Consider the following 25906-nt stretch of genomic DNA (forward strand, 5'->3'; position numbering starts at 1 on the left):
ACGCCTCCAAGTGGGGGAGCGGAAGGGGGGAGAGCCGGGGCCTGTGGGGCAGGCCCCGGGACGCTCCGGGCGCGCTCCGGAAGTCCCCTTGAACCTAGGGCGGCGACTCGGGGTGCGCGAGGGACGGGATGCGGTAGTCGTGGTGCATTGCACCGCTGCCGCGCCGGAACTCGCCCGGGCTGATGCCGGTCTCGCGGCGGAAGAACCGGCAGAAGTACGCGGGGTCCGCGAAGCCGACCTCCGCCGCGACCTGACGTACCGTCAAGTCCGTTCGTACAAGGAGCCGTTTGGCCTCGTGGGTACGGACCTCGCGGACCAGCTGTCCGGGAGTGCGGCCGGTGGTCTGCTTCACCGCCTCGTTGAGATAGCCCACGGTCACCCCGATCCGGCGGGCGCAGGACCGCACCTCCCACACCTCGGGGCCCGGCCGCGCCAGCAACCGTACGAACTCCTGGGACACCAGGGCGGGCCGGCCCGTCGGGTCGGGCGTGGGGGCGACGCTGCCCGCCAGCCGGGAGGCCCGCACGATCAGTACGTGCAGATAGGCGCGCAGCACCGAGGCGAAGCCCTCCTGGCCCGCCCGGTACTCGCGCTCCAGCTCGGCGACCAGCCGCGCGAAGGCCGGGGCGTCGTCCCCGGCGGGGCTGAACCACGGCCGCTCGCCGAGCGCGCGCAATAGGTCGCGGTCGCCGGGGTGGTCGAGCAGGAAGTCCTCGGTGAAGAGGATGACGCGGCCGTGCAGATCGGTGGCGTTCTCCCAGTAGTGCACCTGGCCGGGGACGACGAAGCACAGGTGCGGCGGGCGCAGCTCCCAGCGGGAGAGGTCGATGACGTGCGCGCCGCGCCCGCTGGTGACGAAGACGATCTCGTAGAAGGTGTGGCGGTGCGGGAAGGAGGCCCGCGAGAGCGCGCCGATGCTGTCGAACGACCCGATGGCGAAAGGGAGTTGCTGGGGTGCGGGCACCTCGAGGCGGTGCAGCGGAACGGCTCTCTCCACGGTCTCCATGAGCGCTGCCCTCTCCCTTCCCGGGGCCCGGGGCCCACAACTGGTCCGGACCAATGCACGATGTCATGCGGACCGGGCCGCGAACAGGGCGGGCGTCGGCCGGGTACCGGAAGATGGTGCGGCGGGGGCGCCCTCGACAACAGCGGCCGACCACGGCCAATCCACCGGGCCGCCCGCTCCGAACACCCCGAGAGGGCCCGACCCAGAGAAGCCGGAGGCGGAGACGCACATGCGAACCCGAGGGGCGAGCGCGAGCGAACGTACCGACGAGCAAAAGCCCGCCCCCGAGGCGGCCGTCCTGCTCCTGCACGGCGGCCGCGCCGACGGCCTGGAACCTCCCCCTCCGCTGAACCTCCCCGGCCGCCGCATGATCCCCTTCGGCCGCGCCATCACCCGGGCGGCAGGCTCGCACCCCCTTGCCCTGCGCACCGCCGTCTACCGGCACCGGGGCTGGAACGGCACCCGCGCCGATCCCGTGCACGACGCCCTGCGCGCCCTCGACTCCCTGGCCGAAGACCTCGGCCCCGTACCCGTCGTCCTCGTCGGCCACTCCATGGGCGGCCGGGCGGCCCTCCGCGTCGCCGGTCACCCCCAGGTCACCGGGGTGGTCGGACTCGCCCCGTGGTGCCCGGCGGACGAGCCGGTCGACCACCTCGCGGGCCGCGACCTCGTCCTCCTGCACGGCGACCGCGACCGTACGACCAGTCCCCGTGGCACCCGCGAACTGGCGGCCCGCGCCCGCCGGGCCGGGGCCCGCACCTGTGTCGTCACCGTCGAGGGCGGCGACCACGCGATGCTGCGCCGCGCGGGGGAGTGGCACACGGCGACGGCGGCGGTCACCACCGGGCTGCTGGGGTTCTCCCCGCTGCCGACAGCGGTGTCAGCGGCGCTCGCACCGGGCGGCGACACCGTCCTGCGCATCGAGGACCTGCGCTGACTACTCCGCCACCGCCCTCGGCGCCTCCCGAGGATGCCGTTGCCTCGGTCCCCGCCCCTCCAGCCTCGCCAACTCCACGTTGAACTGCGCCCCCACCAGCAGCGCAAGGTTCGCGAACCACACCCACACCAGGAACACCACGATCCCCGCCAGCGACCCGTACAACCGGCTGTAGCTCGCGATGTGCGTCGTGTAGAACGCGAACCCCGCCGACGCCGTCAGCCACAGCACCGCCGCCAGCACACCCCCCGGCAGCCCCCGCCGCACACCTCTGGCCACAGCAGGCCCGGTGTGGAACAGAATCATGATCAGCAGTGCCACCAGGAACCCCAGCACGGGCCACTTCAGCCCCGACCACACCGCTTCCCCCACGTCCCCCATGCCCAGCTTGTCCGCGAGCCCCCGCGCCATCGGACCCGTGATCACCAGCGCCGCCGCACTCGTCAGCAGCACCAGCAGCAGACACGCCGCCGTCACCAGGATCAGGTGCGCCTTGCGCAACGCCGGGCGGACGTCCCGTACGTGATGCATGGCGTGCATCGCCCGCCGGAACACCGCCAGATAGCTCGACGCCGACCACAGGGCGCTCACCGTTCCCGTGACCATCAGCAGCCACACCGCCGAGTTCCCGTGGACCGCGTCCTCCAGTGCCTGGCGCAGCGCGTTGCTGGACTCCGCAGGGGCCACCGAGGCGATGTCGTCGATCAAGGACTGCGTCGCGTCCGGGTTGGCGAGCCCGATCAGCGTGACGGTGATCAGCAGCGAGGGCAGCAGCGCCAGGATCGCGTAGTAGGTGAGCGCCGCCGCCCAGTCGGACACGTCGTCGTTCCACACCGACACGGGGGTGCGGCGCAGCGCGGTGCGGTAGCGGGCCAGCACCCCGGGGGCGGGAGGCGGACCGCTCCGGTCGGACGGCGGTGCGGTGGGCTCACTCGGCATGGGGGTACTTCCGTGGGTCGATCGGGGTTCGGCTGCGCCTACCTTCTCACCCGTTGTCGCGCTTCTCCCCATCTGGTGCGGTACGTCGTCGTCCCGTGCGGTGTGTCAGCGGGAACGGGTGTTCTCGTCGTATGCCCCGGAACCGGCCGCCGACTCCTCCGCCGACTCCTCGCCCTCCGCCTTCCCGCGCGGCGCCTTCCGCGCCTCCCCGCGCAGCGCGATCCCGGTGGCCAGCGCGCCGACGCCCTCCCAGATCCCCACCCCGAGGAACCCGGCCGGAGCCCTCCCGGTGACCACGGCGAGCGTGAAGACGGTGAAGGTGAGCAGCCGGAAGGGCACCGTCCAGCGGAAGAAGGCCCGCCAGTCCGCGAGCGCGGCCAGCACGTAGTACACGCCCATGTTCACCGCCGCCATCGACGAGGCGGTGAGGAACATCAGGGTGTGGTCCCCGGCGGCCCGCTGCCCGTCGGGTATCGGCGCGAAGCCCATCAGCGCGAGCTGGGCGTCCGGGGCGACGAGCCCCACGACGCCCAGCGCGGTGGCCAGCAGACCGAAGACCGCCATGGTCCAGCCGGAGGAGGAACGGGGCAGCCGTACGGAGAGGTTCACGGGGGTCCTTCGGAAGGCGGAGCGATGAGGGGGCGGCGGCGGAGCCGGCCGACGGGACAGTTGATCACTGAATGATCCGCCTCACCACCCCCAACCTGCCTACCGGGTGCGGAACTTCAGTGAAATCTCCCGCGACGCGTTCCCGTACGCGTCCACCGCCACCACCTTCGCCGTGTACCGGGTGCCCCAGGCGGCCTTCGGCAGCGGGATGTCCAGGGCGTTCGGCAGCGGCGCGTAGTAGTACTCGGCGAGCACCTTCGCGGAGACGGCCTTCGTGCCGGTCGCCTCGTCCGTCACGTCGACCCGGTAGTGGTGCACCATCTGGTCGTCCCGGGCCTGCGCGATCCGCAGAGCGGTCGCGCCCTTCGCGTCCCGTACCGCCGACAGCGGGTGGCGGCCGGTGAAGACCGGGGCGACCTTGTTGCGGTTCGCCGCGGTGTACGTGAAGTTGTCCTTGATCTCCTGCGCGGTGCGGCCCTTGAGCCGCAGCGTCCAGGACTTCCCGCTGAGCGTGCCCGCGCTCGCGTACGGCGGCTGCCAGTCCGAGGACCACGTGCCGCCGGTGTAGATGTCGTGCCGGTCGGCGGCCATGTTCACGCGCGCGATCTCGGTGCGGTCCTTGTACACCTCGACGAACAGGGCCTGCGAGGTCGGCGCCTCGAAGCGGCTCGCGAGCCCCTCCTCGGTGACCGCCTGGTAGCCGTGGTCCATCTCCACGTAGCTCATCGACCCGTCGTTGACGGCCGTGAAGTCCTTCTGGTGCACCGACCGGTCGTCGTTGAGGTTCAGGTGCGAGTGCCCGGAGAAGAACACGGCCTGCGGGAAGGCGCTCAGGTCGGCGGTCAGCTTCGGGTTGGAGGCCTGCTGGCCGTCCATCACGGTGTTCGGCGCAGGCCGGTGGCCCTGGACCAGGACGGGCGTGTGCGGGCTCTTCGCGGTCAGCTCCGCCATCCGCCGCTTGAGCCAACTCTGCTGTTCCGCACTGGAGTTGTACGTCTCGGTGTTCAGCGTGAGCAGCGGCACCCCGTTGACCGACGACTCGTAGAAGCCGCCGCCCGCGTCAGGGAACCAGGACTTCGGGTAGTGGGCGCGGATCTGGGCCAGGGAGTCGTCGTGGTTGCCGTTGGAGAGCAGGACCTGGGTGGTGGTCATGCCCTTGCGCTTGAGGTTCTCCTGGAAGATGTCGGCGACGATTTTGTGGTCGGGGCCCTTGCCGTCGCCGTTGTCGTTGATCATGTCGCCGTTGGAGAGGATCGCGTCCGGCTTCGGGAAGACGGAGCCGATGGTGTCGAAGAAGCTCGCCCACTTCTTGGTGTTCTTCGCGTAGTCGCCGATGTGCACGTCCGACATGACGACGACGCGGGCGAGCGGCTTCTCGGTGCCCTTGATCAGATAGCCGTGCGACACCGGGATGCTGGTCCGCGCGCCCTTGAAGGCGACGGCGGTGACGTTGGTGTCCTTGGTGATCCGCACCGGCAGGCCGGGCACGTACAGGCGGCTGCCGCGCGTCGGCGTCGTCCCGTCCAGCGTGTACCGCACGACCGCGCCGCGCTCCGCCCGGAAGGTGAGCGGGACCGCGCCCTCGTAACGGCCTCCCGGCTTGACGAGGGTGGGCGGGGCGAGGGGGTCGGCCGCCGTGGCCGAGGGGGTGATCGCGGTCGGCGCGAGGAGTGCGGCCGATGCGGTGGCGATCACGAGCGGGGCGAATCTCATGGGGGCTGCCTTGTCTGTCGTCGGGTGGATGTGCGTGACGCTAAGGGGCAAGATCCAGTCGCCGGGGCGCAATGAGTAACGCATACATGGCAGGTGCATGAACACCCCGCCGCGGCCTGCCGGAGTGCCCCACCCGGCCGGGCCCCGCACCCCGCCGCGCTGCGTGCGCTCAGCCGCATGGGGCCCGTGCCGCCCCACCCCCCGAGGAATTCGCTGGCGGCAAGCCCCGCCCCGTGTTCCAGTACGCCCATGAACCTCGACGCAGTACGCGAACTCTTCGACACCGAGATGCGCCGCAACGCCGGCGAGCGCCTCGGCCCCGACTTCGGGCACGTCGTCCGGCACACCGGCGGCGCACAGGGCTGGAACGCGGTCCTGTGGTCCGACCTCACCGAGGACACCGCGGACGCGGCCGTCGCCGAGCAGGTCCGGCACTTCACCGCCCTCGGCCTGGACTTCGAGTGGAAGCACTACTCCCACGACCGCCCCGAGGACCTCCCGCAGCGCCTCCTCGCCGCCGGGTTCGTCCCCGAGGGCCCGGAGGCGGTGATGGTCGGCGAGGCGGCCGGACTCGCCACGGACCCGGTGCTCCCCGACGGGGTGCGGCTCCTCGAGGTCACCGACAAGACGGGCATCGACCTGATGGTCAGGGCCCACGAGCTGGCCTTCGGCGAGGACTCCTCGCGCCTCGGCCACCAGATCCTGGCCCGCCTCACCGAGGCCCCCGACACCCTCTCGGTGATCGTCGCGATGGTCGGCGACGAACCGGTCAGTGCCGCCCGCGCCGAATTCGACCCGGGCACCCAGTTCGCCACCCTGTGGGGCGGCGGCACCGCGCCCGAGTGGCGCGGCAAGGGCATCTACCGCGCCCTCGTCGCCCACCGGGCCCGCACCGCCACCGCCCGCGGCTACCGCTACGTCCAGTCGGACGCCGTGCTGGACACCAGCCGCCCGATCCTCCAGCGGCTCGGCTTCGCCCAGCTCAGCATCACGACTCCGTACAACTACAGCCCCACGCAGGGCAGTTAGGCCGTGGCGATGGCCGGGTCACTCACCCCGGCCCGGCCCGTCTCCACGTGCCCGGCGAGCCTGCGCAGGAAGGCGGCGTCCGTGCCCGACGTCACCGTGAGGTCGTACCAGCGCTTTCCGCCCTGCACCTCCACCGTCCGCTCGACACGGCCCCCGGCGGGCACCGTGAACGAAGTCCGCGTCCCGCCGTAGGAGTTGACGACCGTCAGGCGGCAGGCCGCCGTGCCCGCGTTCGTCGCGGTCAGCAGGAGCCGCCCGCCGCCGTCCGCGCTGTGCCGGACCGTGACCTCCGGGCCGGCCGTGGCATTCGTACCGCGGAAGGTGCGCAGGAAGCCGTTCGGGCCGAAGACCGAAAGGTCGTAACTCCCCTTGGAATACTTGGCGTTCCAGGTGTCGGCCACCGCCTTGCCCGCCTCCGCCGTGTACGTCCACGGCCCGTCGGTGCGGTTGCCCGACGTCACGTGGAAGCCCGCCCCGGCCGAGGGTCCGCCGCTCATCGTCAGCGTGAACTTGCCCGCCGCCGCGTCCACCGCCCCGTCCACGTACGGCGCGTACCGCAGCGGACGCGAGGGCCGGGACCCGCGCTCCTGCTTGGGCAGCGCGCCCGCCGCCGGGGGCTTGGGCACGTAGCTGTCGTGCCGCTGCTTGTCCGGCGGCTCGTACGCGTCGGTGCCGGGCAGCGACGCCGGGTCGGTGTCGTGCAGCCGGAAGTCGAACGCCGAGGTCAGGTCGCCGCACACCGCCCTGCGCCACGGCGAGATGTTCGGCTCGCTCACCCCGAAGCGCTTCTCCATGAAGCGGATCACCGAGGTGTGGTCGAAGGTCTCCGAGCACACGTAACCACCGGTGCTCCACGGCGAGACCACGAGCATCGGAACCCGCTGTCCGAGCCCGTACGTGCCCGCCCCGTACCCGATGTTGCCGCCGAAGTAGTCCAGCGTCGTGTCGACCGTCGACTTGCCCTGCGCGGCCGAGGACGGCGGGTACGGCGGTACGACGTGGTCGAAGTAGCCGTCGTTCTCGTCGTACGTGATGAACAGCGCGGTCTTCGCCCACACCTCGGGGTTGGACGTCAGCGCGTCCAGCACCTTCGAGACGTACCAAGCACCGTAATTCGCGGGCCAGTTGGGGTGCTCGCTGAAGGCCTCCGGGGCCGCGATCCAGGAGATCTGCGGCAGCTTCCCCGCCTTCACGTCGGCGGTCAGCAGGTCGAAGTAGCCGTCGCCGTTCTTGACGTTCGTGCCCGTGCGGGCCTTGTCGAAGAGCGGGTCGCCGGGCTTGGCGTTGCGGTACTTGTTGAAGTACAGCAGCGAGTTGTCGCCGTAGTTGCCCCGGTAGGCGTCGTCGATCCAGCCCCACTTGCCCTTCGCGTCCAGGCCGTCGCCGATGTCCTGGTAGATCTTCCAGGAGACCCCGGCCTTCTCCAGTCGCTCGGGGTACGTCGTCCAGTCGTACCCCGCCTCCTCGTTGCCCAGCACCGGGCCGCCGCCCTTGCCGTCGTTGCCGACGTGCCCCGACCACAGGTAGTAGCGGTTAGGGTCGGTGGCCCCGATGAACGAGCAGTGGTAGGCGTCGCACACGGTGAACGCGTCGGCGAGCGCGTAGTGGAAGGGGATGTCCTGCCGGGTCAGATGGGCCATCGTGCCGGCCGACTTCGCGGGTATCCACCGGTCGTACGAGCCGTTGTTGAACGCCCGGTGACCGCCCGCCCAGTCGTGGTTGAGCCCGGCGATGAACTGCATCCCGAGGTCGTCGGCGTCCGGGTGGTACGGCAGGACCTCCTTGGCCCCGTCCGGCTGGTGGAAGACCGACTTCAGCCCGTGCGGCACGACCGGGCGCGGGTCGCCGAAGCCCCGTACGCCCTTCATCGCACCGAAGTAGTGGTCGAAGGACCGGTTCTCCTGCATGAGCACCACGATGTGCTCGATGTCCTTGATGCTGCCGGTGCGCCGGGCGGCCGGAATGGCGGCGGCCCGGTCGATGCTGCCGGACAGTGCGGCGAAACCGGCGGTGGCGCCCGCGATCTGGAGGAAGCGGCGGCGGTTCACCGCGGCGGACGAGGGGACTTCAGGCACTTCGGACATGGGTGGGTGACCTCATCGTGGGGGAACAGAAGCAAACGGAATGCTGCAAGAGCGATCAGCAAAAGGGAAGGGGGTGACACGAGGGACCGAGGTGACAAGACCCTCTGGAACGGGGGGTTCCGGGCCTGGTGGATGATCAATAACCTGGGGCGGCACGCCCCTTGCCGTATCGACACCCCCAACCGCAGCCGCCCCCGCCGCCGAAGGAGCCCTCCCGTGACCGCAGTCGACGCGACCCCCGACGTCCCCGAGATCCCCGACATCCTCTCGCCCGAGTTCGCCGCCGACCCCTACCCCGTGTACCGCGCCATGCGCGAGCACGCGCCGCTGGTCTGGCACGAGCCCATGCAGAGCTGGATAGTCTCCCGCTACGAGGACGTGGAGCGGATCTTCAAGGACAAGGAGGGCCAGTTCACCACCGACAACTACGACTGGCAGATCGAGCCGGTCCACGGAAAGACGATCCTCCAGCTCAGCGGCCGTGAGCACTCGGTGCGCCGCGCCCTGGTCGCCCCCGCCTTCCGCGGCAAGGAGCTCCAGGAGACCTTCGTGCCGGTCATCGAACGCAACGCGCGTGAACTGATCGACTCCTTCCGGGAAACGGGCGAGGTCGACCTGGTGGACGCCTTCGCCACCCGCTTCCCCGTCAACGTCATCGCCGACATGCTCGGCCTCGACAAGGCCGACCACGCCAAGTTCCACGGCTGGTACACCAGCGTCATCGCCTTCCTCGGCAACCTGGCGGGCGACCCCGAGATCGCCGCGGCGGGCGAGCGCACCCGCGTCGAGTTCGCCGAGTACATGATCCCGATCATCCAGGAGCGCCGGAACAACCTCGGCGACGACCTGCTGTCCTCCCTGTGCGCAGCCGAGGTCGACGGCGTCCGCATGAGCGACGAGGACATCAAGGCCTTCTGCAGCCTGCTCCTCGCGGCGGGCGGCGAGACCACCGACAAGGCGATAGCCGCGATCTTCGCCAACCTCCTCGCCCACCCCGATCAGTTGGCGGCAGTCCAGAAGGACCGCACCCTGATCGACCGCGCCTTCGCGGAGACCCTCCGCTACACCCCGCCGGTCCACATGATCATGCGTCAGACCGCCGTCGACGTGGAGGTCACCGGCGGCACCATCCCGGCCGGAGCCACCGTCACCTGCCTCATCGGCTCCGCCAACCGCGACGAGCGCCGCTACGCCGACCCCGACACCTTCGACCTCTTCCGCGAGGACCTGAACGCCACCAACGCGTTCTCCGCCGCCGCCGACCACCTGGCCTTCGCGCTCGGCCGCCACTTCTGCGTCGGCGCACTGCTCGCCCGCGCCGAGATCCAGATAGGCGTCGGCCGGCTCCTGGACGCCATGCCCGACGTCCGCCTCAAGGAGGGCGCGGTGACCGCCGAGAAGGGCGTGTTCACGCGCGGCCCGGAGTCGGTGCCGGTCGTCTTCACGCCCGTACGGTAAAGACTTCGGCGGCCGGGGGAGGGGCGGGCCCCCGGCCGCACAGGCACTACCTGGCCACCGGAGTGAACGACACCGGAAGCGCCGTCAGCCCCCGCATCCAGATCGAAGGACGCCAGGTCAGCGACGCGGCCGGAACCGACAGCATCACGTCCGGCAGCCGCTCGAGCAGCGTCTCGATCGCCGTGCGCGCCATCACGTCCGCCAACTGCGGCGCGGGATAAGGGCATCGGTGCTCGCCGTTGCTGAACGACAGGTGCGCCGAGTTCCCCTCCGCGCCCACATGCCCCTGCGGCCATATCTGCGGATCGGTGTTGGCCGCCGCGAGACCCAGCACCAGGCAGTCGCCCGCCCGGATCCTGCGCCCGCCGAGCGTTGTGTCGCGCACCGCCCACCGGCCGATGAAGTTCTGCGTCGGGGTGTCCCGCCACAGGATCTCCGTCAGCGCCTCGCCCACCGAAAGACGCCCGCCCGACACGTTCAGCGCGAACCGGTCGTCGGTGAGCAGCAGCCGCAGCGTGTTGCAGATCCAGTTCGCCGTCGGCTGCTGGGCCGCCGCGATGATCGAGATCAGATCCTGCACGATCTCCTCGTCCGCGAGCCCCGCCGGATGATGCAGCATCCGCGAGGTCACGTCCGGCCCGGGGGCCGCCCGCTTGTCCTTCACCAGCTGCTGGATGCGCTCCTGCACCCGTACGTACGCGGCAACCGGATCGTCGCCCTCCGCCGCGTCCAGCGACACCCGCAGATCGTGCACGAGATCGGTCGTGTCCAGGGACCCGGCGGGCATCCCGCACATCTGCACCGCCGCCCGCATCGGCAGCGCATGCGCGTACGCGGACATCAATTCGGCCTGCCCGCTGCCCTCGAACGCGTCGATCAGCTCGTCCGCGATCAGCCGGCAGTCGTGCCCCAGCTCGAACTGGTCCACCGCCTCCAGCGCCTCACTGATCACCCCGGCCCGCCGCTCGTGCTCCGCACCCTCGGTGAACAGCACCGACGGCTGATAGCCGACGAACGGCAGCAGCGGCCAGTCCGCCGGAATGTTCGGCCACTGGTTCCAGCGCCGCGAGTCCCGCGCGAACAGCTCGTCGTGCGCGGTGACGTAACTGACCTCCGGATACCCGAGCACCAGCCACGCCGGAACGTCCCCGTCCAGGAGTACGGGCGCCACCGTGCCGTGCTCCCGGCGCAGCCCCCGGTACAGCTCCGCGGGGGTCTGCTGGTACTGGAGCCCGCCGAGCCGCACGGCCTCGGTGCGGGCGGGGCAGCCTTCGATACCGCTGCTCATGAGGTCAACTCCCGTGCCAGGGCCAGGCGGTAGAGATGGTCGACGAGCGTCGTCAGCACGGCCTTGCCCGAGGACCGCACCCGCGCGTCGCAGGAGATCATGGGGACGGTCTCCGAGAGGGCGAGCGCCTGCCGGATCTCCTCCAGCGAGAAGTGCGCCCCGTCGTCGAACCGGTTCACCGCCACGATGAACGGCGTCCGGTGGTGTTCGAGCCGGTCGATGGCGTACCAGGAGTCCGCCATCCGCCGGGTGTCCACCAGCACCACCGCGCCCAGCGTCCCCGCGAACAGCCGGTCCCACAGGAACCAGAACCGCTCCTGCCCCGGCGCCCCGAACAGATACAGCACCATCTGCTCGTTGAGCGTGATCCGCCCGAAGTCGAAGGCGACCGTGGTCGTCGTCTTGTCCGAGGTCAGCGACAGGTCGTCGACGCCCGCCCCCGCCTGCGTCATGTGCTCCTCGGTGTTCAGCGGCCGGATCTCGCTGACCGACTTCACCAGCGTCGTCTTGCCGACGCCGAACCCGCCGACGATCACGATCTTCAGCCCGGTGTCGGCGGCATCGCCCAGCGGCGTGCGCTCCGGCGCTTCCTCGGAGATTGCGGAGTCAGAGATTGCGGAGTCCATGGAGCACCCCCAACAGCAGTTCGGACTCGGGGAGTTGGGAGACGGATGCCGCCGCGCGGGGGCGGCGGGCGGTGATCGACCCGGCGGACAGGAGATCCTCCAGCAGGATGCGTACGACCGTGATCGGCAGCCCCAGATGGGCGGCGATCTCGACGACGGCGGCGGGATGGCGGCAGAGTTCGAGGATGCGGACGTGCTCCGACGGCATGCCGGGCGCCGGTTCCCGCTCGCTGACCACCAGGGTGACCAGGTCGAAGACCAGACCGTCGGGCTCCGAACGGCCGCCGGTGACGGTGTAGAGGCGGTCCGGGGAACCGGTGTCGACGGGCGGCCGGCTCATGACCGGCTGCCGTCGGGGGACGGTTGACGCGGATCCGCCCGCAGATGGTCGCCGATCTGCTCGACCAGCTCGCTCATGTGGTGCCCGATCATCCCCGGATCCGCCCCGGCCGCCGCCACCACCGCGAGGTGGGCGCCCTGCCCGGCCTCCACGATCAGCAGCAGCCCGCCGGGGAACTCCGTCATCAGGTGCATCACCCCGCCCGACCCGTCGCCGAACTCGACGGACGCGCCGTGCGCGAGCGACTGCATGCCCGACGCGATCGCCGAGAGCTGGTCCGCCTGGTCGAGCGTGAGATGACTGCTGCGGCAGAGCTTCAGCCCGTCGCGGGAGAGCACGAGGGCGTGGCGGGAGCCGGGGGTGCGCTCCAGGAGGTTGTCCAGGAGCCAGGTGAGGCTGTTGTCAGTGGTCTGCACGGTGGTCATGGGCCGCCGGGGAAGGGCGGCCCGTGCCTCCAATCGGGGGGAGAGGTGGAGAGGGGATTACTCGGAGGGCGGGGCTTGCCGCTTCTGCGAACGGTGGAAGGCGCCGAACCTGGCCCCGGCGTCGGGACGCGGCGGCGCGGGAGGAGCCTCGGGCTGCCCGGGCAGCGGGGGAGCGGGCCGGGCGGCGGGGGCCTCGTCGGCGTCGAGCCGCTTGCGGTCGGCGGCCTCCATGGTCCGGCCCCGGGGGCGGACGGGGAGGCCGTTGGGGGTGGAGGTGGTCTGCGCGGCCGGCTCTTCCGGCGCGGGCCGCTGCGACTCCCGTACCGGAAGCTCCTGCTCCTTTACGTGCGCCACTTGCTCCCGTACGGACAGCTCCTGCGGTACGGGCGCCTCCGGCGACGCGGCCGGGCGCGGCAGCTCCACCGGCGCCGGGGCCACCGCGGGGGCGCTGCGCTGCTGGGCCAGCAGCTGCGGCGGCAGCAGCACCACGACACCCGTGCCGCCGCGCGAGGACGGCCGGTAGTTCACCGAGATCCCGTACTTCGCGGCCAGCACGCCCACCACGGCCAGCCCGAGCCGGGTGCCCTGGAGGGAGGCCAGGTCGTTGGACTGCCCGGACACCGAGGCGACCGCGCGGCGCATCGCGGCGGGAGCCATGCACAGGCCGCTGTCCTCGACGGTCACCACCAGCCCCGAGGTGCCCTCCTCGACGTACACATGGACCTCGTTGACCGGCGGCGAGAAGTTCGTCGCGTTGTCCATCAGCTCGGCCAGCAGGTGCATCACGCCCTCGGCGGCGAACCCGGCGATCGAGGCCGTCGACGTCGAGTGCAGACGCACCCGGCGGTAGTCGCTAATCCGGCCCACCGCGCCGCGCAGGATCGACTCCATCACGATCGGCTTGTTCCACGCCCGGCTGGAACGCCCGCCCATCAGCAGCGCCAGACGGTCCGTCAGCAGCCCCAACTGCGAGGTGGTGTGGTCGAGTTGGAGCAGATCGCCGAACACTTCACCCCCGTACTTGTCCTGCATGCCCCGCAGATCGGCGAGTATCCGCAGCGTCTTGGCCTGCACCCGCCCCAGCCCCGTGGCGCTGGCCGCCTGCGCGGCGACGGCACGCCGCTCACTGTCCGCGAAGTCGCGCACGGTCCGCTCCAGGAGCCCCCGCAGCCGGGGGTCCTCGGGCAGCGGCAGCGCGGCCAGCACGGTCTCGGCCGACGCACCCGTGCGCAACCGGGAGACCGCCTCCGGCAGCACGGTCGCCGCCAGCCGCTCGACGTCACCGAGGGTGTGCTCGGCGCGGGCCCGCCCCGACTCGGCGGCGGCCGTCCGCGCGTGCAGGTCGCCGGAGCGGGCGGCCACCGCGTACAGCAACTGCGCCAACTGCGGGTCCGCGGGCCGCTGCACGCTGTGCAACGCGGCCTCCGCGCCCGCACCGTCGTGCAGCCGCTTCGCCACCTCCGGCAGCGACACATTGAGCAGATGTGCGGTTTCCCCGGCCCGGCGCAACGCCTCCTGGCGCAGTACGTCGCACTCCTCGCGCGCCCGCTCGGCGGCCCGCGCGGACCTCCGGGTCAACGACCCGGCCACGGCGACCGCCACGACCACGCACACCCCGGCGACCACGGCCGCCCCCAGCACCCAGCTCCGGGCGGCCTCCGGTGCCGCGGCCACCGCACCGCCGCCCGCCGCCGCGGCGACGACCAGGCTCACCAGGGGCGCCGCCCAGGGTGGGCGCCGCTGTCCTCCGGGTGGGCTGTGGCGCGGTCGGGGGGCGGCAGGCGATGTCATGGCGCGGGTCCTCTGACGTGGATGCGGCGGCGGAACGGGGCTGGAACCCTTCCGTACCGTACGAACAGGCAGCCGGAAAGCGGAAGTTGAATCTCCTGCTCCGCTCCGCCGACCATGGCCATGCTAGCCACGCAACGTCACCCACGAACACCGCCCCGGCAACTCGACCGAATCACCCCGCCCCTGGCCGGTCACGCACCCACGAACCCCGTGCGTCCACCTGTGCGAGCACGGGCATAGGCTCGTCCCACCGCACCGGGGGAGCCCGGCGCCGTACCGAGGGGGAGCCCCCGTGAAGATTGTCATCCCCGGCGGAACCGGCCAGGTCGGGGCGGTGCTCGACCGCGCGCTGACCGGTGCGGGCCACGAGGTCGTCATCCTCACCCGCACACCGACCCGGGCCCGGCAGGTCGCCTGGGACGGCCGCACGCAGGGGGAGTGGGCCAAGGAGATCGACGGCAGCGACGTCGTCATCAACCTCGCGGGCCGCAGCGTGAGCTGCCGCTACACGGACGCCAACCTCCGCGACATGATGGACTCCCGCGTGCACTCCGCCGAAGCCGTCGGCGAGGCCATCGCCTCGGCGTCCAAACCGCCCGCCCTCTGGCTCCAGATGAGCACCGCCACCCTCTACGCCCACAGCTTCGACACCCCGCACGACGAGACGACCGGCGTCGTCGGCGGCACCGAACCGGACGTCCCGGGCTACTGGGAGTACAGCGTCCGCATCGCCAAGAATTGGGAACGCGCCCAGGAGCGGGCCGCCACCCCGCACACCCGCAAGGTCGCCCTGCGCGCCGCGATGGTGATGAGCCCGGACGCGGACGGCGTCTTCGACGTCCTGCACCGGATGGTCCGCCTGGGCCTGGGCGGACCGGTCGCGGGCGGCGCCCAGTACCTCTCCTGGATCCACGACGACGACTTCGTCCGCGCCGTGGAATTCCTCATCGGCCGCCCCGACCTCTCCGGGCCCTTCAACCTGGCCGCCCCCCACCCCCTCCCGCACCGCGCCTTCATGCGCGCCCTGCGCAGGGCGTCGGGCGTGCCGATCGGCCTGCCCGCCACCCGCTGGATGGCGGAAGCGGGCGCCTTCGTCCTCCGCACGGACACAGAACTCCTCCTCAAGAGCCGCCGCGTGGTCCCCGGCCGCCTCCTCACCGAAGGCTTCACCTTCACCCACCCCGAATGGGGAACCGCCGCCCGCGACCTGGTCCACCGAGCCCGCACCCGCTAGCGCCCCTTCAGGGGCGCGGGGCTGTGTCGATTTGCGGCTCCGCCGCGTGGGCGCGACCAGCCACAAAGCACCCGCAGGAAACCGTCCTATCGCCGCGCGGCGAGCGCTTTGGGTGGAGGGGCGGGTCAGGGGCCCTCTTGCCCAAGCGGGCGGGGGCCGCACAGCCCCTCCCGCCCAAGCAGCCCACCGCCCAAAATTTCCCCGCACCCCACCCCCTGGCCAGGTACTCTGCGCCCCGCCCACCACCCCGAACCCCGAAGGCCCGCCCCATGCCCCTCCGCTGCGCCCTCCTCGACGACTACCAGTCCGCCGCCCTCACGGCCACCGACTGGACCCCCCTCACCCCGGACGTCGAACTCGTCCCCCTCCCCACCCACTTCCCCTCCGAGGACGCCCTCGCCGCCGCCCTCGCCGACTTCGACATCGTCGTCACCCTCCGCGAGCGCGTCGCCTTCCCCGCCTCCCTCCTCGCCCGCCTCCCGCGCCTGCGGCTCCTGATCGCCTCCGGCATGCGCAACTCGGTCATCGACTTCGACGCCGCCGAACAGCACGGCATCACCGTCTGCGGCACCTCCAGCGCCCCCACCCCGCCCCTCGAACTCACCTGGGCGCTCCTGCTGGGCCTGGCCCGCGGCCTGGTCACCGAGGCGCACAACCTCCGTACCCACGGCCCCTGGCAGTCCACCGTCGGCGCCGACCTGCACGGCCGCCGCCTGGGCCTGATCGGCCTCGGCAAGATCGGCACCCGCGTAGCCGCCGTCGCGAACGCCTTCGGCATGGACGTCACCGCCTGGAGCCAGAACCTCACCGAGGAGCGCGCCACCGCAGCAGGCGCCACCCTCGCCCCCAGCCTCGAAGACCTCCTCGCCACCAGCGACTTCGTCTCCCTGCACCTCGTCCTCAGCGACCGCACCCGCAGCCTCCTCGGCGCCCCCGAACTCGCCCTGATGAAGCCCACCGCGCACCTGGTCAACACCTCCCGCGCCGGCCTCGTCGACCAGGACGCCCTCCTGAAGGCCCTGCACGCGGGCACCATCGCCGGAGCCGCCGTCGACGTCTTCGACACCGAACCCCTCCCCGCCGACCACCCCTTCCGCACCGCCCCCCGCCTCCTGGCCACCCCGCACCTCGGCTACGTCACCCGGGCCAACTACGCCACGTACTACGGCCAGGCGGTCGAGAACATCCGCGCCCACCTCGACGGCCACCACCTCCGCCGGATCGGCGGCGCCCAGTGACCGAGCCCCCGACGCAAGCCGCCGCCGACCTCCTCCACCGCGCCCTCGACCCGGCCCCGGCCCCGGCCTGGTCGGCGTCCACCTCCATGGCTCCGCCGTCCAGCGCGGCCTGCGCCCGCACAGCGACCCAACCCTCCTGCTGATCCCTCCTCCCCTCGGGCAACTGGGCCGCCCCCTCTCCTTTCGCTAGCCCCCTGGGCGGCGGGGTCGCCTCCCTTCTCTTTCGCTAGCCCCTTGGGCGGCGGGGCCCCTCCTCCTCTTCCCCCAGCCCCCTTGGGCGGCGGGGGCCGCCCGCCCCCCTTCCACCTCCCTCGCCCCCTTGGGCGGCGGGGCCGCCCCCCGGGGGCGGGACGGGCGGGCAAGGGGGCGGCCCGCCCGATCCGGGCCCGCCCCGGTTCCGGCCCCTGCCCGCACCTTGCACGCCGGGTGCGCGTAGCCCCGGGGCCCTCGGGGTGCCTCCCGGTGCCGGGCAGGTGAAGCCCCGGCCCGCCGGGCCAAGAGGGTCCCCAGCCCCGCCCCTTCACCTAAACCCGCGGGGCAATTGCACGGTTCCGTGCGGGAGCGTCGTGGCTGGTCGCGCAGTTCCCCGCGCCCCTCAAGGGGCGCGCCCGCGCGGCGGAGCCGCAGATCCGGTACAGCCCGTGCCCCTGATGGGGCACAGACAAGCACCCCCCTACTCGTTCCGCAGCGCCCCCGCCACCCCCATCCGCCCCGCCCGTCGCGCCGGACCCACCGCGCCCAGCACCGCGATCAGCACCCCCGAAAGCCCCAGCGCCACCACCCACCGCACCTCCCACACGTCCTTCATCGACTCCGGGAACACGATGATCCCCACGTGCTCCACCACCCACCGGTGCGCCCCCATCCCGAGCGGCACCCCGATCATCCCGCCCACCGCCCCCAGCAGGGCCGCCGACGTCACCGTCATCGCCACCACCTGACGCGGCGTCATCCCGATCGACTTGAGCATCCCCAGGTCCCGCTGCCGCTCCCGGACGTTCAGCACCACGGAATTGAGCACGCCCAGCGCCGCCACCGTGCCCAGCAGCAGCGTGAACACCGAGGAGAAGCCGACCACCGTCGTCGTGGCGTTGTTCCCGGAGTCGCCCACCACCGCGTACAGCCCGGGGTCGGCCGCCATGACCGCGTCCGCGTACGCACCGGGGCTCGCGTCCGGGGCGACCTGGACGGCGTACTCGATCGCCTTCGTCCCCGGCGCGAGCTTCTCCAGCGTCGCCCAGGAGGCGTGCAGGACCCGCTCGTCGCCCTCCGACAGCTCACCGGCCACCCGGCCGGGAACCGTCCGCCCGTTCAGCTCCAACGAGATCCGGTCGCCCAGCGCCAGCCCGTGCTGCGCCAGGAACGCCGGTCCCACCATCACCTCACCGGCCGCCTCCGGCACCCGCCCCGCGATGAGGTGGAGGCCCTCCGTCGTGGGGTCGCCCCGGTAGAAGTTGACGAACCGCAGCTGCGCGTACCCGGCCATCCGCACCTGGAGCAGCCCCCGGGCCGTCACCCCCGAAGCCCCCGGCAGCGACCGCAGCAACTCCTCGATCTGCACATCCCCGCGCTTCGACGGCTGCCGCGCCTTCCCGTCGCCCGAGGGCGGCGGCGGCAGACCGGGCTGCGCCGACATCACGTCCACCCGCGACCCCTCCAACCCCGAGGCGCTGTACGACACCAACGTCGCCGAGAGCCCCGTCGTCACCGTCACTGTCACCACCCCGAGCACGATCGCCGCCACCGTCAGACCCGTCCGGCCCGGCCGGGCGAAGGGATGCCCGAGCCCCAGACTCACCGCCCTCGGCAACCGGCTGCCGCCCAGTACCCGCTGCACCCACAGTCCCCGACCCGTCGCCGGCGCACTGCCCGCGGTGATCGCCCGGGCCGCCGGAAGCCGGTGCGCCCGCAACGCCGGAACCAACGCCGTGACCACGACCAGCAGCGGCATCCCGAACACACAGGCCACCGGCACCCACGCGGCCGCCTCCACCCGCGCCACCCCGGCATCGACACCCGAGAACGCCACCTCCAGCACCGGTTGCGCCACCAGCCATCCCCCCACCGCCCCGAGCACGCACCCCGCCACCGTCGGCACCGAGACCATCACCAGATACACCGACACCACCTGGTTCGGCGTGAAGCCCAGCGCCTTCAGCACCCCGATGTGCCGGAACCCCGACACCACCGCCCCACTGACCACGTTCCCCACGATCAGCACCGACACCAACAAACCCAGCACCCCGAACAGCGAGACGAACGGCAGATACGCCTCCGCACGCGACGAGAACGCCGCCCGCAGCGTGACGTACGACTGCGCCGACGCCACCGCCCCCTCGGGCAGCCCCGCCGTCGCCCGGCCCACCGAGTCCGCGACCTCCTGCGCCGTACCGGACGCGTCGAACCGGTACAGCATCTGCGCCGACTCCGGCCCCAGCGCCCGCATCTGATCCGGCGTCACCCAGCCGTCCGCCGATCCGCTCATGCTGTTCGCGAACCCGACGACGGTCAGCGGCGGAACGCCACGCGCCCGCACCGCGCTCCCGAGCACCTCCTCGTCGTACCCGCCGTTCGGCGAGGACAGCACGATCTCGCCCGGCCCCTTCGCCCAGCGCCCCGCCACCAGCTCGACCCGGTCCACCGCACCACCGGCCCCGGCCCGGCCCACCACCGTGAGCGGCCCCGGCGGGCGGCCCGCCAACTCCTCGGGCACATCGACCACCCGCTGCCCGTACGGCCCGGCCGCAGCAGCCACCCCCGCCCGCCGACCCGTCTCCGACAGCGCCGCGTCCGAGACCTTCGCCCGGTCCACCGTGACCACCGCATGCGCACCGCGCTGCTGCTCGAAGGCCTCGTCGAACGACCCCCGCGCCGCCGTCAGCAACCCCAGCGCCAGCACCACCGTCGTCGTCGCGCACAGCACCACCAGCCCGATCAGCCAGCTCTGGAGCCTGCGCCGCCGCACCGCCGCCCGCGCGGCCGCCCACACCGCGCTCATACCCCGGCCTCCAGCGCACTCGTCCGCGCCACCCGCCCGTCGGCGACCTCCACCAGCCGGTTCGCACACCGCGCGGCCAACTGCGCATCGTGCGTCACGATCAACAGCGTCTGCCCGATCTGATTGAGGTCGATGAGCAGATCCATCACCTGCTCGCCCGACCGGCTGTCCAGCGCCCCGGTCGGCTCGTCCGCCAGCAGCAGCGCCGGACGGTTCATCAACGCCCGCGCCACCGCCACCCGTTGACGCTCACCGCCGCTCAACACCGCCGGATACGCGTTCCGCCGATCGGCCACACCCAGCTCGTCCAGCAACTCCAACGCCCGCAACCGCGCCTGCTTCGCGGGCGTACCCGTCAACTGCGCGGCCAACGTCACGTTGTCCAACGCGGGCAAATCGTCAATGAGATTGAAGAACTGAAAAATCATCCCGATGTGCCGCCGCCGGAACAGCGCGAGCCCCGTCTCGTTCAGCTCCGCCAGATCCTGCCCCTGCACCCGCACCCGCCCCGACGTCGGCCGGTCCAGCCCCGCCACCATGTTCAGCAGCGTCGACTTCCCGCACCCCGAAGGCCCCATCACGGCCACCGCGTCCCCGGCCCGGATCTCCAGCGACAGCCCGTCCAGGGCCTTCGCCTCGCCGTACTCCTTGTGCACACCGTCCAGTTGGACCACGGCCCGCTCATTCCCAGTCATGCCCCGAACCTAGAAGCGCCCCGCCCGGCCCGGCATCCCGCCCCGGATGTACACCCCGCCCCGCCTACATCCGCGGATGTACGCCCCTGCCCCGCGAGAACGACGCGCCACGCCCCACCGCCTGCGAGGATGACGGCGTGGAAAGCTCAGGGGCGGGCTGGTGGATGGCCGCGACGGCCGTGGCGTGCACCGCCGTCGCGGTGCTGTACGTCGCTCTCCTACGATCCCGCAAACGCCACCGGGACTCCCTGGAGGAGCGCCGCTGGCTCCTGGAACGCGAACGCGAGAACGCCGGCGCCGCAGCCGTCGACGCCGAACGGGCCCGTATCGCCGCCGAGTTGCACGACATCGTCAGCCACAACGTCAGCCTCATGGTCGTCCAGGCCACCGCAGCCCGCGAAGTGCTGGCCACCCTCCCCGACGAGGCCGCCACCGCGATGGCCGCCGTGGAACGCGCCGGCCGCGACACCATGACCGAACTCCGCCACCTGCTCGGCCTGCTGGCCCCCTCCGCCGACGGCGACGACACCCCGGGGGAAACCACCCTCGCCCCACAGCCGAGCCTCACCCGGCTCAGCCCCCTCGTCGACCGCATCGCCTTCGCGGGCCTCCCGGTGGAGGTACGGATCTCCGGCACCCCCCGCCCCCTCCCGCCCGGTGTCGACGTCACCGCCTACCGCATCGTCCAGGAAGCCCTCACCAACGCCCTCAAACACAGCGACGGCACCGGCGCCCAGGTCACGATCCGCTACGCCGACCGCTCCCTCCGCGTGGAAATCCTCAACAGCGGCCCCAGCGCGCTGAAGGACGGACCCCGGCCGACCCGCCCGACGGACGGCACCGGCCACGGCCTCCTCGGCCTGCGTGAACGCGTCGCCCTCTACGGCGGTGACCTCGACGCCCGCCGCCGCCTCGGCGGTGGCTACCGCGTCCGCGCCCGCATCCCCCTGGACAGCCCGACGAGGGAGCCGTCATGACCCCACCGCCCACTCCCCGGCCGACCCCGTCGCTCCCGACAAGCGACACAGCCACACCACCGGCCGGCCGCCGGCCCCCGACCGCCCCCGCGCCACGGCACACCGGGACGGCCCACCCGGCCGGTCTGCCCGACGGAGGAACCGTTCTGCCACCACCGGGCCCCCGGCCCACACCGGCCGGGCCCACCCCGGCCACGGACACGCCCGCCCCGGCAGACCACCGTGCCGCAGCCCTCCTCGCTCCACGGCACACCCGGGCCGCCCCCACGCCCGTGGACCCGGCCATCGGGCCCGCGCCGACCCGTGCGGAGCCCACGGCGACCGATGCGCCCCGCGTCCTCATCGCCGACGACCAGGAGCTCGTACGCACCGGATTCCGCCTGATCCTCACCGCCCGCGGCATCGACGTCGTCGGCGAGGCGGCCGACGGGGAGGAAGCCGTCGCCGGGGCCCGCGAGCTGCGCCCGGACGTCGTCCTCCTGGACATCCGGATGCCCGGCACCGACGGCCTGGATGCCGCCCGCCGCATCCTCGCCGAGCGCCCCGACTGCCGGGTGATCATGCTGACCACCTTCGACCTCGACCACTACGTCTACGCGGCCCTCGCCGCCGGAGCCAGCGGCTTCCTGCTCAAGGACGTCACCTCCGCCCACCTGGCAGCAGCCGTACGCCTCGTCGACACGGGCGACGCGCTGCTCTCCCCGACCATCACCCGCCGCCTGGTCGAACGCTTCGCCGGCCGCACCGCCCCGCAACCGGAACCCGATCCCCGCACCCCCGCCGTGCACCGCGACCTCGCGACCCTCACCCCGCGCGAACACGAAGTCCTCGCACTGATGGGCCGCGGGCTCTCCAACGCCGAACTGGCAGCACAGCTCGGCCTCAGCGAAGCGACCGTCAAGACCCACGTGGCCCGCATCTTCGCCAAGCTCACCCTCCGCGACCGCGCCCAGGCCGTGGTCCTCGCGTACGAAACCGGCCTGGTCACCCCCGGCGAATTCGACTGACCCCGCACCCCCAGGACCCGCACCGAACGAGGACACTGACCCCATGGCCGTCCCGAACCCCTCCCCAGCCGAGGCCCCCTTCGCCCCCTCCACCGGCGACGGCCCACCGCCCCCGGAACCCCCGGAGCTGCGCGCCGCCGCCGTCCGCACCGCCTTCGACGGCCTCCTCCAGATCCGCCGCCTCACCCAGGGCTCCGCGTCCGCCCCCGCCGCCTGGGAGCTGCGCCAGTTCACCAACGCGGTCGCCCTCGCCCTGGAAGCCGCACCCCTCACCCCCTCCGCGACCGACGCCGACGGCCACCGCACCGCCACCGGCTACCGGGTCCGCCCCGGCGAGGAGCCGCAGACCGTGGCCGTCGAATGGCTCGGCCCCTCCGGCAGCGGGGCCGCCGCCGAGGAACGCGAGCAGCTCACCCGGTGCGCCGACGTCCTGACGGCCCTCGGCTGGGACGCCCTGCTCTACCGGGGCCCGCGCCGCCGCTGGTTCGCCGAGGTCCGCCCGCCGCACGGCAGCCGCTAGCGATCTCCGGCCGCGTGTACGAGAAAGGCCCCGGTCACCCCCCGAGGGGGTGACCGGGGCCTCGCCCGTCACTCTTTCACGTACGACCGCCGCAAAGACTCAGCCCACCGGAGTCGGCGCAGTGCTCTTGCTGCCGCCGTCCTGGCCGTCGTCCTTGACCAGCACGTCCTTCACCGGAGCGTCCGAGGCGACGGCCTCGCCGGCCTCCGCCGCACCGGCCTCCTCCGCGAGCCGCTCCATGCCGCTCGTGGTCTTCAGCGGCTTCTCCTTGATGAAGATCACCGCCACCAGTGCCAGCGCCGCGAACGGCGCCGCCAGCAGGAAGAGGTCGGCGGTCGCCAGACCGTACGCGTTCTCCACGATCTCGCGCAGCGGCGCGGGCAGCTTGGCCATGTCGGGCACGGAGCCGCTGTCGCCGCCCTGCGGGACGGGCATGCCCGCCGCCTTCATGCCGTTCGCCATCTCGGTCGCGACCCGGTTCGCCAGCACCGCGCCCAGCGCGCTGGTGCCGATCGTGCCGCCCATGCTGCGGAAGAAGGAGAGCACGGAGGTGGCCGCGCCCAGCTCGGTGGCCGGAACGTCGTTCTGCGCGGCCAGCACCAGGTTCTGCATCAGCATGCCGACGCCGATGCCGAGGACGGCCATGTAGACGCTGAGCAGACCGAAGTGCGTGTCCGCGTCGATGGTCGCCAGCAGCCCCAGACCGGCGGTCATGACGACCGCGCCCGCGACCAGGTACGCCTTCCACTTGCCGGTCTTGCTGATGATCTGGCCCGCGATGGTGGACGACACCAGCAGACCCAGGATCATCGGCAGGCTCATCAGCCCCGCCACCGTCGGCGACTTGCCGAGCGCGATCTGGAAGTACTGCGACAGGAACACGGTGCCGCCGAACATGGCCACACCGACGAGCAGGCTCGCGATCGTGGTCAGGCTGACCGTGCGGTTGCGGAAGATGGTCAGCGGAATGATCGGCTCCGGCACCCGCGCCTCGACGAACACCGCGGCGATCAGCAGCAGCACACCGCCACCGGTCAGCGCGGCCGTCTGCCACGAGGCCCAGTCGAACTGGTTGCCCGCCAGCGACGTCCAGATCAGCAGCGCGCAGACGCCCGCCACGATCAGGAACGCACCCAGGAAGTCGATCTTCACTTCACGGCGTACGGTCGGCAGCTTCAGCGTGCGCTGCAACAGCACGATGCCCAGCAGAGCGAACGGGACGCCGATGAAGAAGCACCAGCGCCAGCCCAGCCACGAGGTGTCCACCAGCACGCCGCCGATCAGCGGCCCGGCGACCGTGCCGACCGCGAAGACGGCACCGAAGATGCCGGCGTACTTGCCGAGCTGACGCGGCGGGATGATCGCCGCCATGACGACCTGGGCGAGCGCGGTGAGACCACCGGCACCGATGCCCTGCACGACCCGGCTGAAGATCAGCAGCCCGACCTCGTGCGAGAACCCGGCCAGCAGCGAGCCGACCACGAACATGCCCAGCGAGAGCTGGAGCAGCAGCTTCTTGTTGTAGAGGTCCGAGAGCTTGCCCCACAGCGGGACGGTCGCCGTCATGGCGAGCAGCTCGGAGGTGACGACCCAGGTGTACGACGACTGGCTGGCGCCGAGGTCGGCGATGATCCGGGGGAGTGCGTTGGCCACGACCGTGCCCGCCAGGATGGCGACGAACATGCCGGCCATCAGCCCGGACATGGCCTGGAGTATCTGCTTGTGACTCATGGAGGTGGGCGCCTGTTCAGGCGCCTCTGTTGCGCTCACGGTGTCCTTCTTGGAAGTCGATCCGGAGATCGGGCAGGAAAAAACTCAAGGGGTACGGCAGCGGGGGCACGGCAGGGGGCCGATGTCCGTGCGGAGGTGCCGCGGCGGTTCACGAGCCCGCAGCGGGGGCGGGGGCGCCCAGCCCGGAGCCCAGGTGGACGAAGGACTCCCGGAAGACGTCGATGAAGGCGACGTCCGGGGTGCGCTGGACCCAGTCCTCGATCGAGGCCCGGATCGCCGTGGTCGCGACGGCGGCGACCAGCCGGGGGTAGAGCCCGACGGGCTCGCCCGGCACACCCCCCAACCGCTCGGCCACCGCTGCGGCCAGCTCCTGCTCCTCGGCCATGTGGGCCCCCAGCCCACGGACGAGGAGGTGCGGAGAACGCTGGAAGACCTTGGCCCGCAGGCTCCAGATCTCGTGACGCTCCTCGACGTCCACCAACTCCGCCGCGAACGCCTCCCGCAGTACGTCGAGCACGGGCAGCGCGGCCGGCGCATCGCGCACCGCACGTCTGACCCGCTCGCCGACTTCCGGGTCGACCATCAGGAAAGCGTCGTCGTGACTGTCGAAGTAGTTGAAGAACGTGCGCGGCGAGACGCCCGCCGCACTGCTGATCGCCTCGACGGTGACGTTCTCCGCCCCGTGCTCGGCAGCCAGCCGTACCGCCGCATCGGCCAGCGCCGCCCGAGTCGCCTGCTTCTTGCGCTCTCGGAGCCCAGGTACGCCGTCCTTGTTCTTCACATGTTGCAGACTACGCAAAGATGCAGACCCTGCAAAATTAATAAACGGGCCGGGCCTGAGGGGCCTCGTGCGGTGTGGGTGCAGGGCTGCGTCATGCAGGGGTTGACGCCGGTGCTGGTAGTCCGTATAGTTCTTCGGGTTGTCCGATGTGAGCACCGGTTCCGACTGGCCCAGGACGACCATTCCGCAGAACAAGAGCACGACAAATCCGCGACGTCTGTCGCGCTGTTTTTCGTGCCCTTTTCTCGAAATGAGGACGCCGAAACCCCGATTTGGTTCGGGGCGCAGGAATCCGCTAATGTCTCACTCGTCGGAACGGCCCAACAGCCGCAAAGACAACCCAAGTTCGACTGGGAATCAGGCCGGAAACGATCTGATAGAGTCGGAAACACGAAATACCGAACGAAAACGTCCGGAGGAAAGCCCGCGAGGGTGAGTACGAAGGAAGCGTCCGTTCCTTGAGAACTCAACAGCGTGCCA

Annotated in this window: 22 protein-coding genes; 8 read left to right on the plus strand and 14 right to left on the minus strand. The window is 71.9% G+C overall.

Going from position 1 to position 25906, the window contains the following annotated elements; genetic code table 11:
- Positions 1-94: 94 nt before the first annotated feature.
- Entirely contained in the window at positions 95-1006 is a 912-nt protein-coding gene (locus tag IE269_RS36345) for a helix-turn-helix domain-containing protein (protein WP_189827567.1), read from the minus strand.
- Between the two features lie 229 nt (positions 1007-1235).
- Between IE269_RS36345 and IE269_RS36350 the strand changes: the two genes are divergently transcribed.
- Complete coding sequence (locus tag IE269_RS36350) at positions 1236-1943, plus strand: alpha/beta hydrolase (protein WP_189827568.1); 708 nt, start codon at positions 1236-1238, stop codon at positions 1941-1943.
- Here IE269_RS36350 and IE269_RS36355 read toward each other — a convergent pair whose 3' ends face one another.
- From IE269_RS36355 to IE269_RS36365, 3 genes are all read right to left on the minus strand, one after another.
- Positions 1944-2882, minus strand: a complete 939-nt coding sequence (locus IE269_RS36355; RefSeq protein ID WP_189827569.1) for a YihY/virulence factor BrkB family protein — start codon at positions 2880-2882, stop codon at positions 1944-1946. It lies immediately after the preceding gene.
- Positions 2883-2987: 105 nt separating this feature from the next.
- On the minus strand, positions 2988-3491 hold the full coding sequence (locus tag IE269_RS36360; protein WP_438817661.1) for a hypothetical protein: 504 nt from the start codon (positions 3489-3491) through the stop codon (positions 2988-2990).
- Positions 3492-3590: 99 nt separating this feature from the next.
- Positions 3591-5204, minus strand: a complete 1614-nt coding sequence (locus tag IE269_RS36365) for a metallophosphoesterase (RefSeq protein ID WP_189827570.1) — start codon at positions 5202-5204, stop codon at positions 3591-3593.
- A gap of 249 nt (positions 5205-5453) precedes the next feature.
- Between IE269_RS36365 and IE269_RS36370 the strand changes: the two genes are divergently transcribed.
- Complete coding sequence (locus IE269_RS36370; RefSeq protein WP_189827571.1) at positions 5454-6233, plus strand: GNAT family N-acetyltransferase; 780 nt, start codon at positions 5454-5456, stop codon at positions 6231-6233.
- On the opposite strand, the gene IE269_RS36375 is transcribed toward IE269_RS36370, so the two are convergent.
- On the minus strand, positions 6230-8317 hold the full coding sequence (locus tag IE269_RS36375) for a phosphocholine-specific phospholipase C (protein WP_189827572.1): 2088 nt from the start codon (positions 8315-8317) through the stop codon (positions 6230-6232). The genes IE269_RS36370 and IE269_RS36375 overlap by 4 nt on opposite strands.
- Before the next feature lie 216 nt (positions 8318-8533).
- On the opposite strand from IE269_RS36375, the gene IE269_RS36380 reads away from it, so the two are divergent.
- Positions 8534-9775: a cytochrome P450 gene (locus IE269_RS36380; RefSeq protein ID WP_229898483.1), complete on the plus strand. Its 1242-nt coding sequence runs from the start codon at positions 8534-8536 to the stop codon at positions 9773-9775.
- A gap of 46 nt (positions 9776-9821) precedes the next feature.
- Here IE269_RS36380 and IE269_RS36385 read toward each other — a convergent pair whose 3' ends face one another.
- Genes IE269_RS36385 through IE269_RS36405 form a run of 5 tightly spaced genes read right to left on the minus strand, consistent with a single transcriptional unit; the run spans position 9822 to position 14167 of the window.
- Complete coding sequence (locus IE269_RS36385) at positions 9822-11063, minus strand: cytochrome P450 (protein WP_189827574.1); 1242 nt, start codon at positions 11061-11063, stop codon at positions 9822-9824.
- Positions 11060-11689 (minus strand): GTP-binding protein, encoded by a 630-nt coding sequence (locus tag IE269_RS36390; RefSeq protein ID WP_189827575.1) that lies wholly within the window; start codon positions 11687-11689, stop codon positions 11060-11062. The genes IE269_RS36385 and IE269_RS36390 overlap by 4 nt, the downstream gene beginning before the upstream one ends.
- The gene (locus IE269_RS36395; protein WP_189827576.1) at positions 11670-12029 is read right to left on the minus strand and encodes a DUF742 domain-containing protein; all 360 of its coding nucleotides are present in this window, start codon (positions 12027-12029) and stop codon (positions 11670-11672) included. Before IE269_RS36395 ends, IE269_RS36390 begins: the two co-directional genes overlap by 20 nt.
- Complete coding sequence (locus IE269_RS36400; protein WP_189827577.1) at positions 12026-12454, minus strand: roadblock/LC7 domain-containing protein; 429 nt, start codon at positions 12452-12454, stop codon at positions 12026-12028. The genes IE269_RS36395 and IE269_RS36400 overlap by 4 nt, the downstream gene beginning before the upstream one ends.
- A gap of 57 nt (positions 12455-12511) precedes the next feature.
- On the minus strand, positions 12512-14167 hold the full coding sequence (locus tag IE269_RS36405; protein ID WP_308437005.1) for an ATP-binding protein: 1656 nt from the start codon (positions 14165-14167) through the stop codon (positions 12512-12514).
- Between the two features lie 370 nt (positions 14168-14537).
- Here IE269_RS36405 and IE269_RS36410 point away from each other — a divergent pair, with 370 nt between their 5' ends.
- Both IE269_RS36410 and IE269_RS36415 read left to right on the plus strand, forming a co-directional pair.
- Positions 14538-15479, plus strand: a complete 942-nt coding sequence (locus IE269_RS36410; protein WP_189827579.1) for a TIGR01777 family oxidoreductase — start codon at positions 14538-14540, stop codon at positions 15477-15479.
- Between the two features lie 269 nt (positions 15480-15748).
- Entirely contained in the window at positions 15749-16717 is a 969-nt protein-coding gene (locus IE269_RS36415) for a D-2-hydroxyacid dehydrogenase family protein (RefSeq protein ID WP_189827580.1), read from the plus strand.
- 673 nt (positions 16718-17390) lie between these two features.
- Here IE269_RS36415 and IE269_RS36420 read toward each other — a convergent pair.
- Both IE269_RS36420 and IE269_RS36425 read right to left on the minus strand, forming a co-directional pair.
- Positions 17391-19715 (minus strand): ABC transporter permease, encoded by a 2325-nt coding sequence (locus tag IE269_RS36420; RefSeq protein ID WP_189827581.1) that lies wholly within the window; start codon positions 19713-19715, stop codon positions 17391-17393.
- Positions 19712-20410, minus strand: coding sequence for an ABC transporter ATP-binding protein (locus IE269_RS36425; RefSeq protein WP_189827582.1), 699 nt, complete (start codon positions 20408-20410; stop codon positions 19712-19714). The genes IE269_RS36420 and IE269_RS36425 overlap by 4 nt, the downstream gene beginning before the upstream one ends.
- Positions 20411-20547: 137 nt before the next feature.
- Here IE269_RS36425 and IE269_RS36430 point away from each other — a divergent pair, with 137 nt between their 5' ends.
- From IE269_RS36430 to IE269_RS36440, 3 genes are all read left to right on the plus strand, one after another.
- The gene (locus IE269_RS36430) at positions 20548-21387 is read left to right on the plus strand and encodes a sensor histidine kinase (RefSeq protein WP_229898484.1); all 840 of its coding nucleotides are present in this window, start codon (positions 20548-20550) and stop codon (positions 21385-21387) included.
- Positions 21388-21659: 272 nt separating this feature from the next.
- Positions 21660-22394 (plus strand): response regulator, encoded by a 735-nt coding sequence (locus IE269_RS36435; RefSeq protein WP_229898485.1) that lies wholly within the window; start codon positions 21660-21662, stop codon positions 22392-22394.
- A 43-nt stretch (positions 22395-22437) separates the two neighbouring features.
- Positions 22438-22914, plus strand: a complete 477-nt coding sequence (locus tag IE269_RS36440) for a hypothetical protein (RefSeq protein ID WP_189827583.1) — start codon at positions 22438-22440, stop codon at positions 22912-22914.
- Positions 22915-23013: 99 nt separating this feature from the next.
- On the opposite strand, the gene IE269_RS36445 is transcribed toward IE269_RS36440, so the two are convergent.
- Both IE269_RS36445 and IE269_RS36450 read right to left on the minus strand, forming a co-directional pair.
- A complete protein-coding gene (locus IE269_RS36445; protein WP_189827593.1) occupies positions 23014-24645 on the minus strand; it encodes an MDR family MFS transporter in 1632 nt (543 codons plus the stop codon).
- A gap of 148 nt (positions 24646-24793) precedes the next feature.
- Positions 24794-25435, minus strand: coding sequence for a TetR/AcrR family transcriptional regulator (locus IE269_RS36450; protein ID WP_438817663.1), 642 nt, complete (start codon positions 25433-25435; stop codon positions 24794-24796).
- Positions 25436-25906: the final 471 nt, after the last annotated feature.

The organism is Streptomyces spiroverticillatus, assembly GCA_014650415.1.
Classification (GTDB): Bacteria; Actinomycetota; Actinomycetes; order Streptomycetales; family Streptomycetaceae; genus Streptomyces; species Streptomyces spiroverticillatus.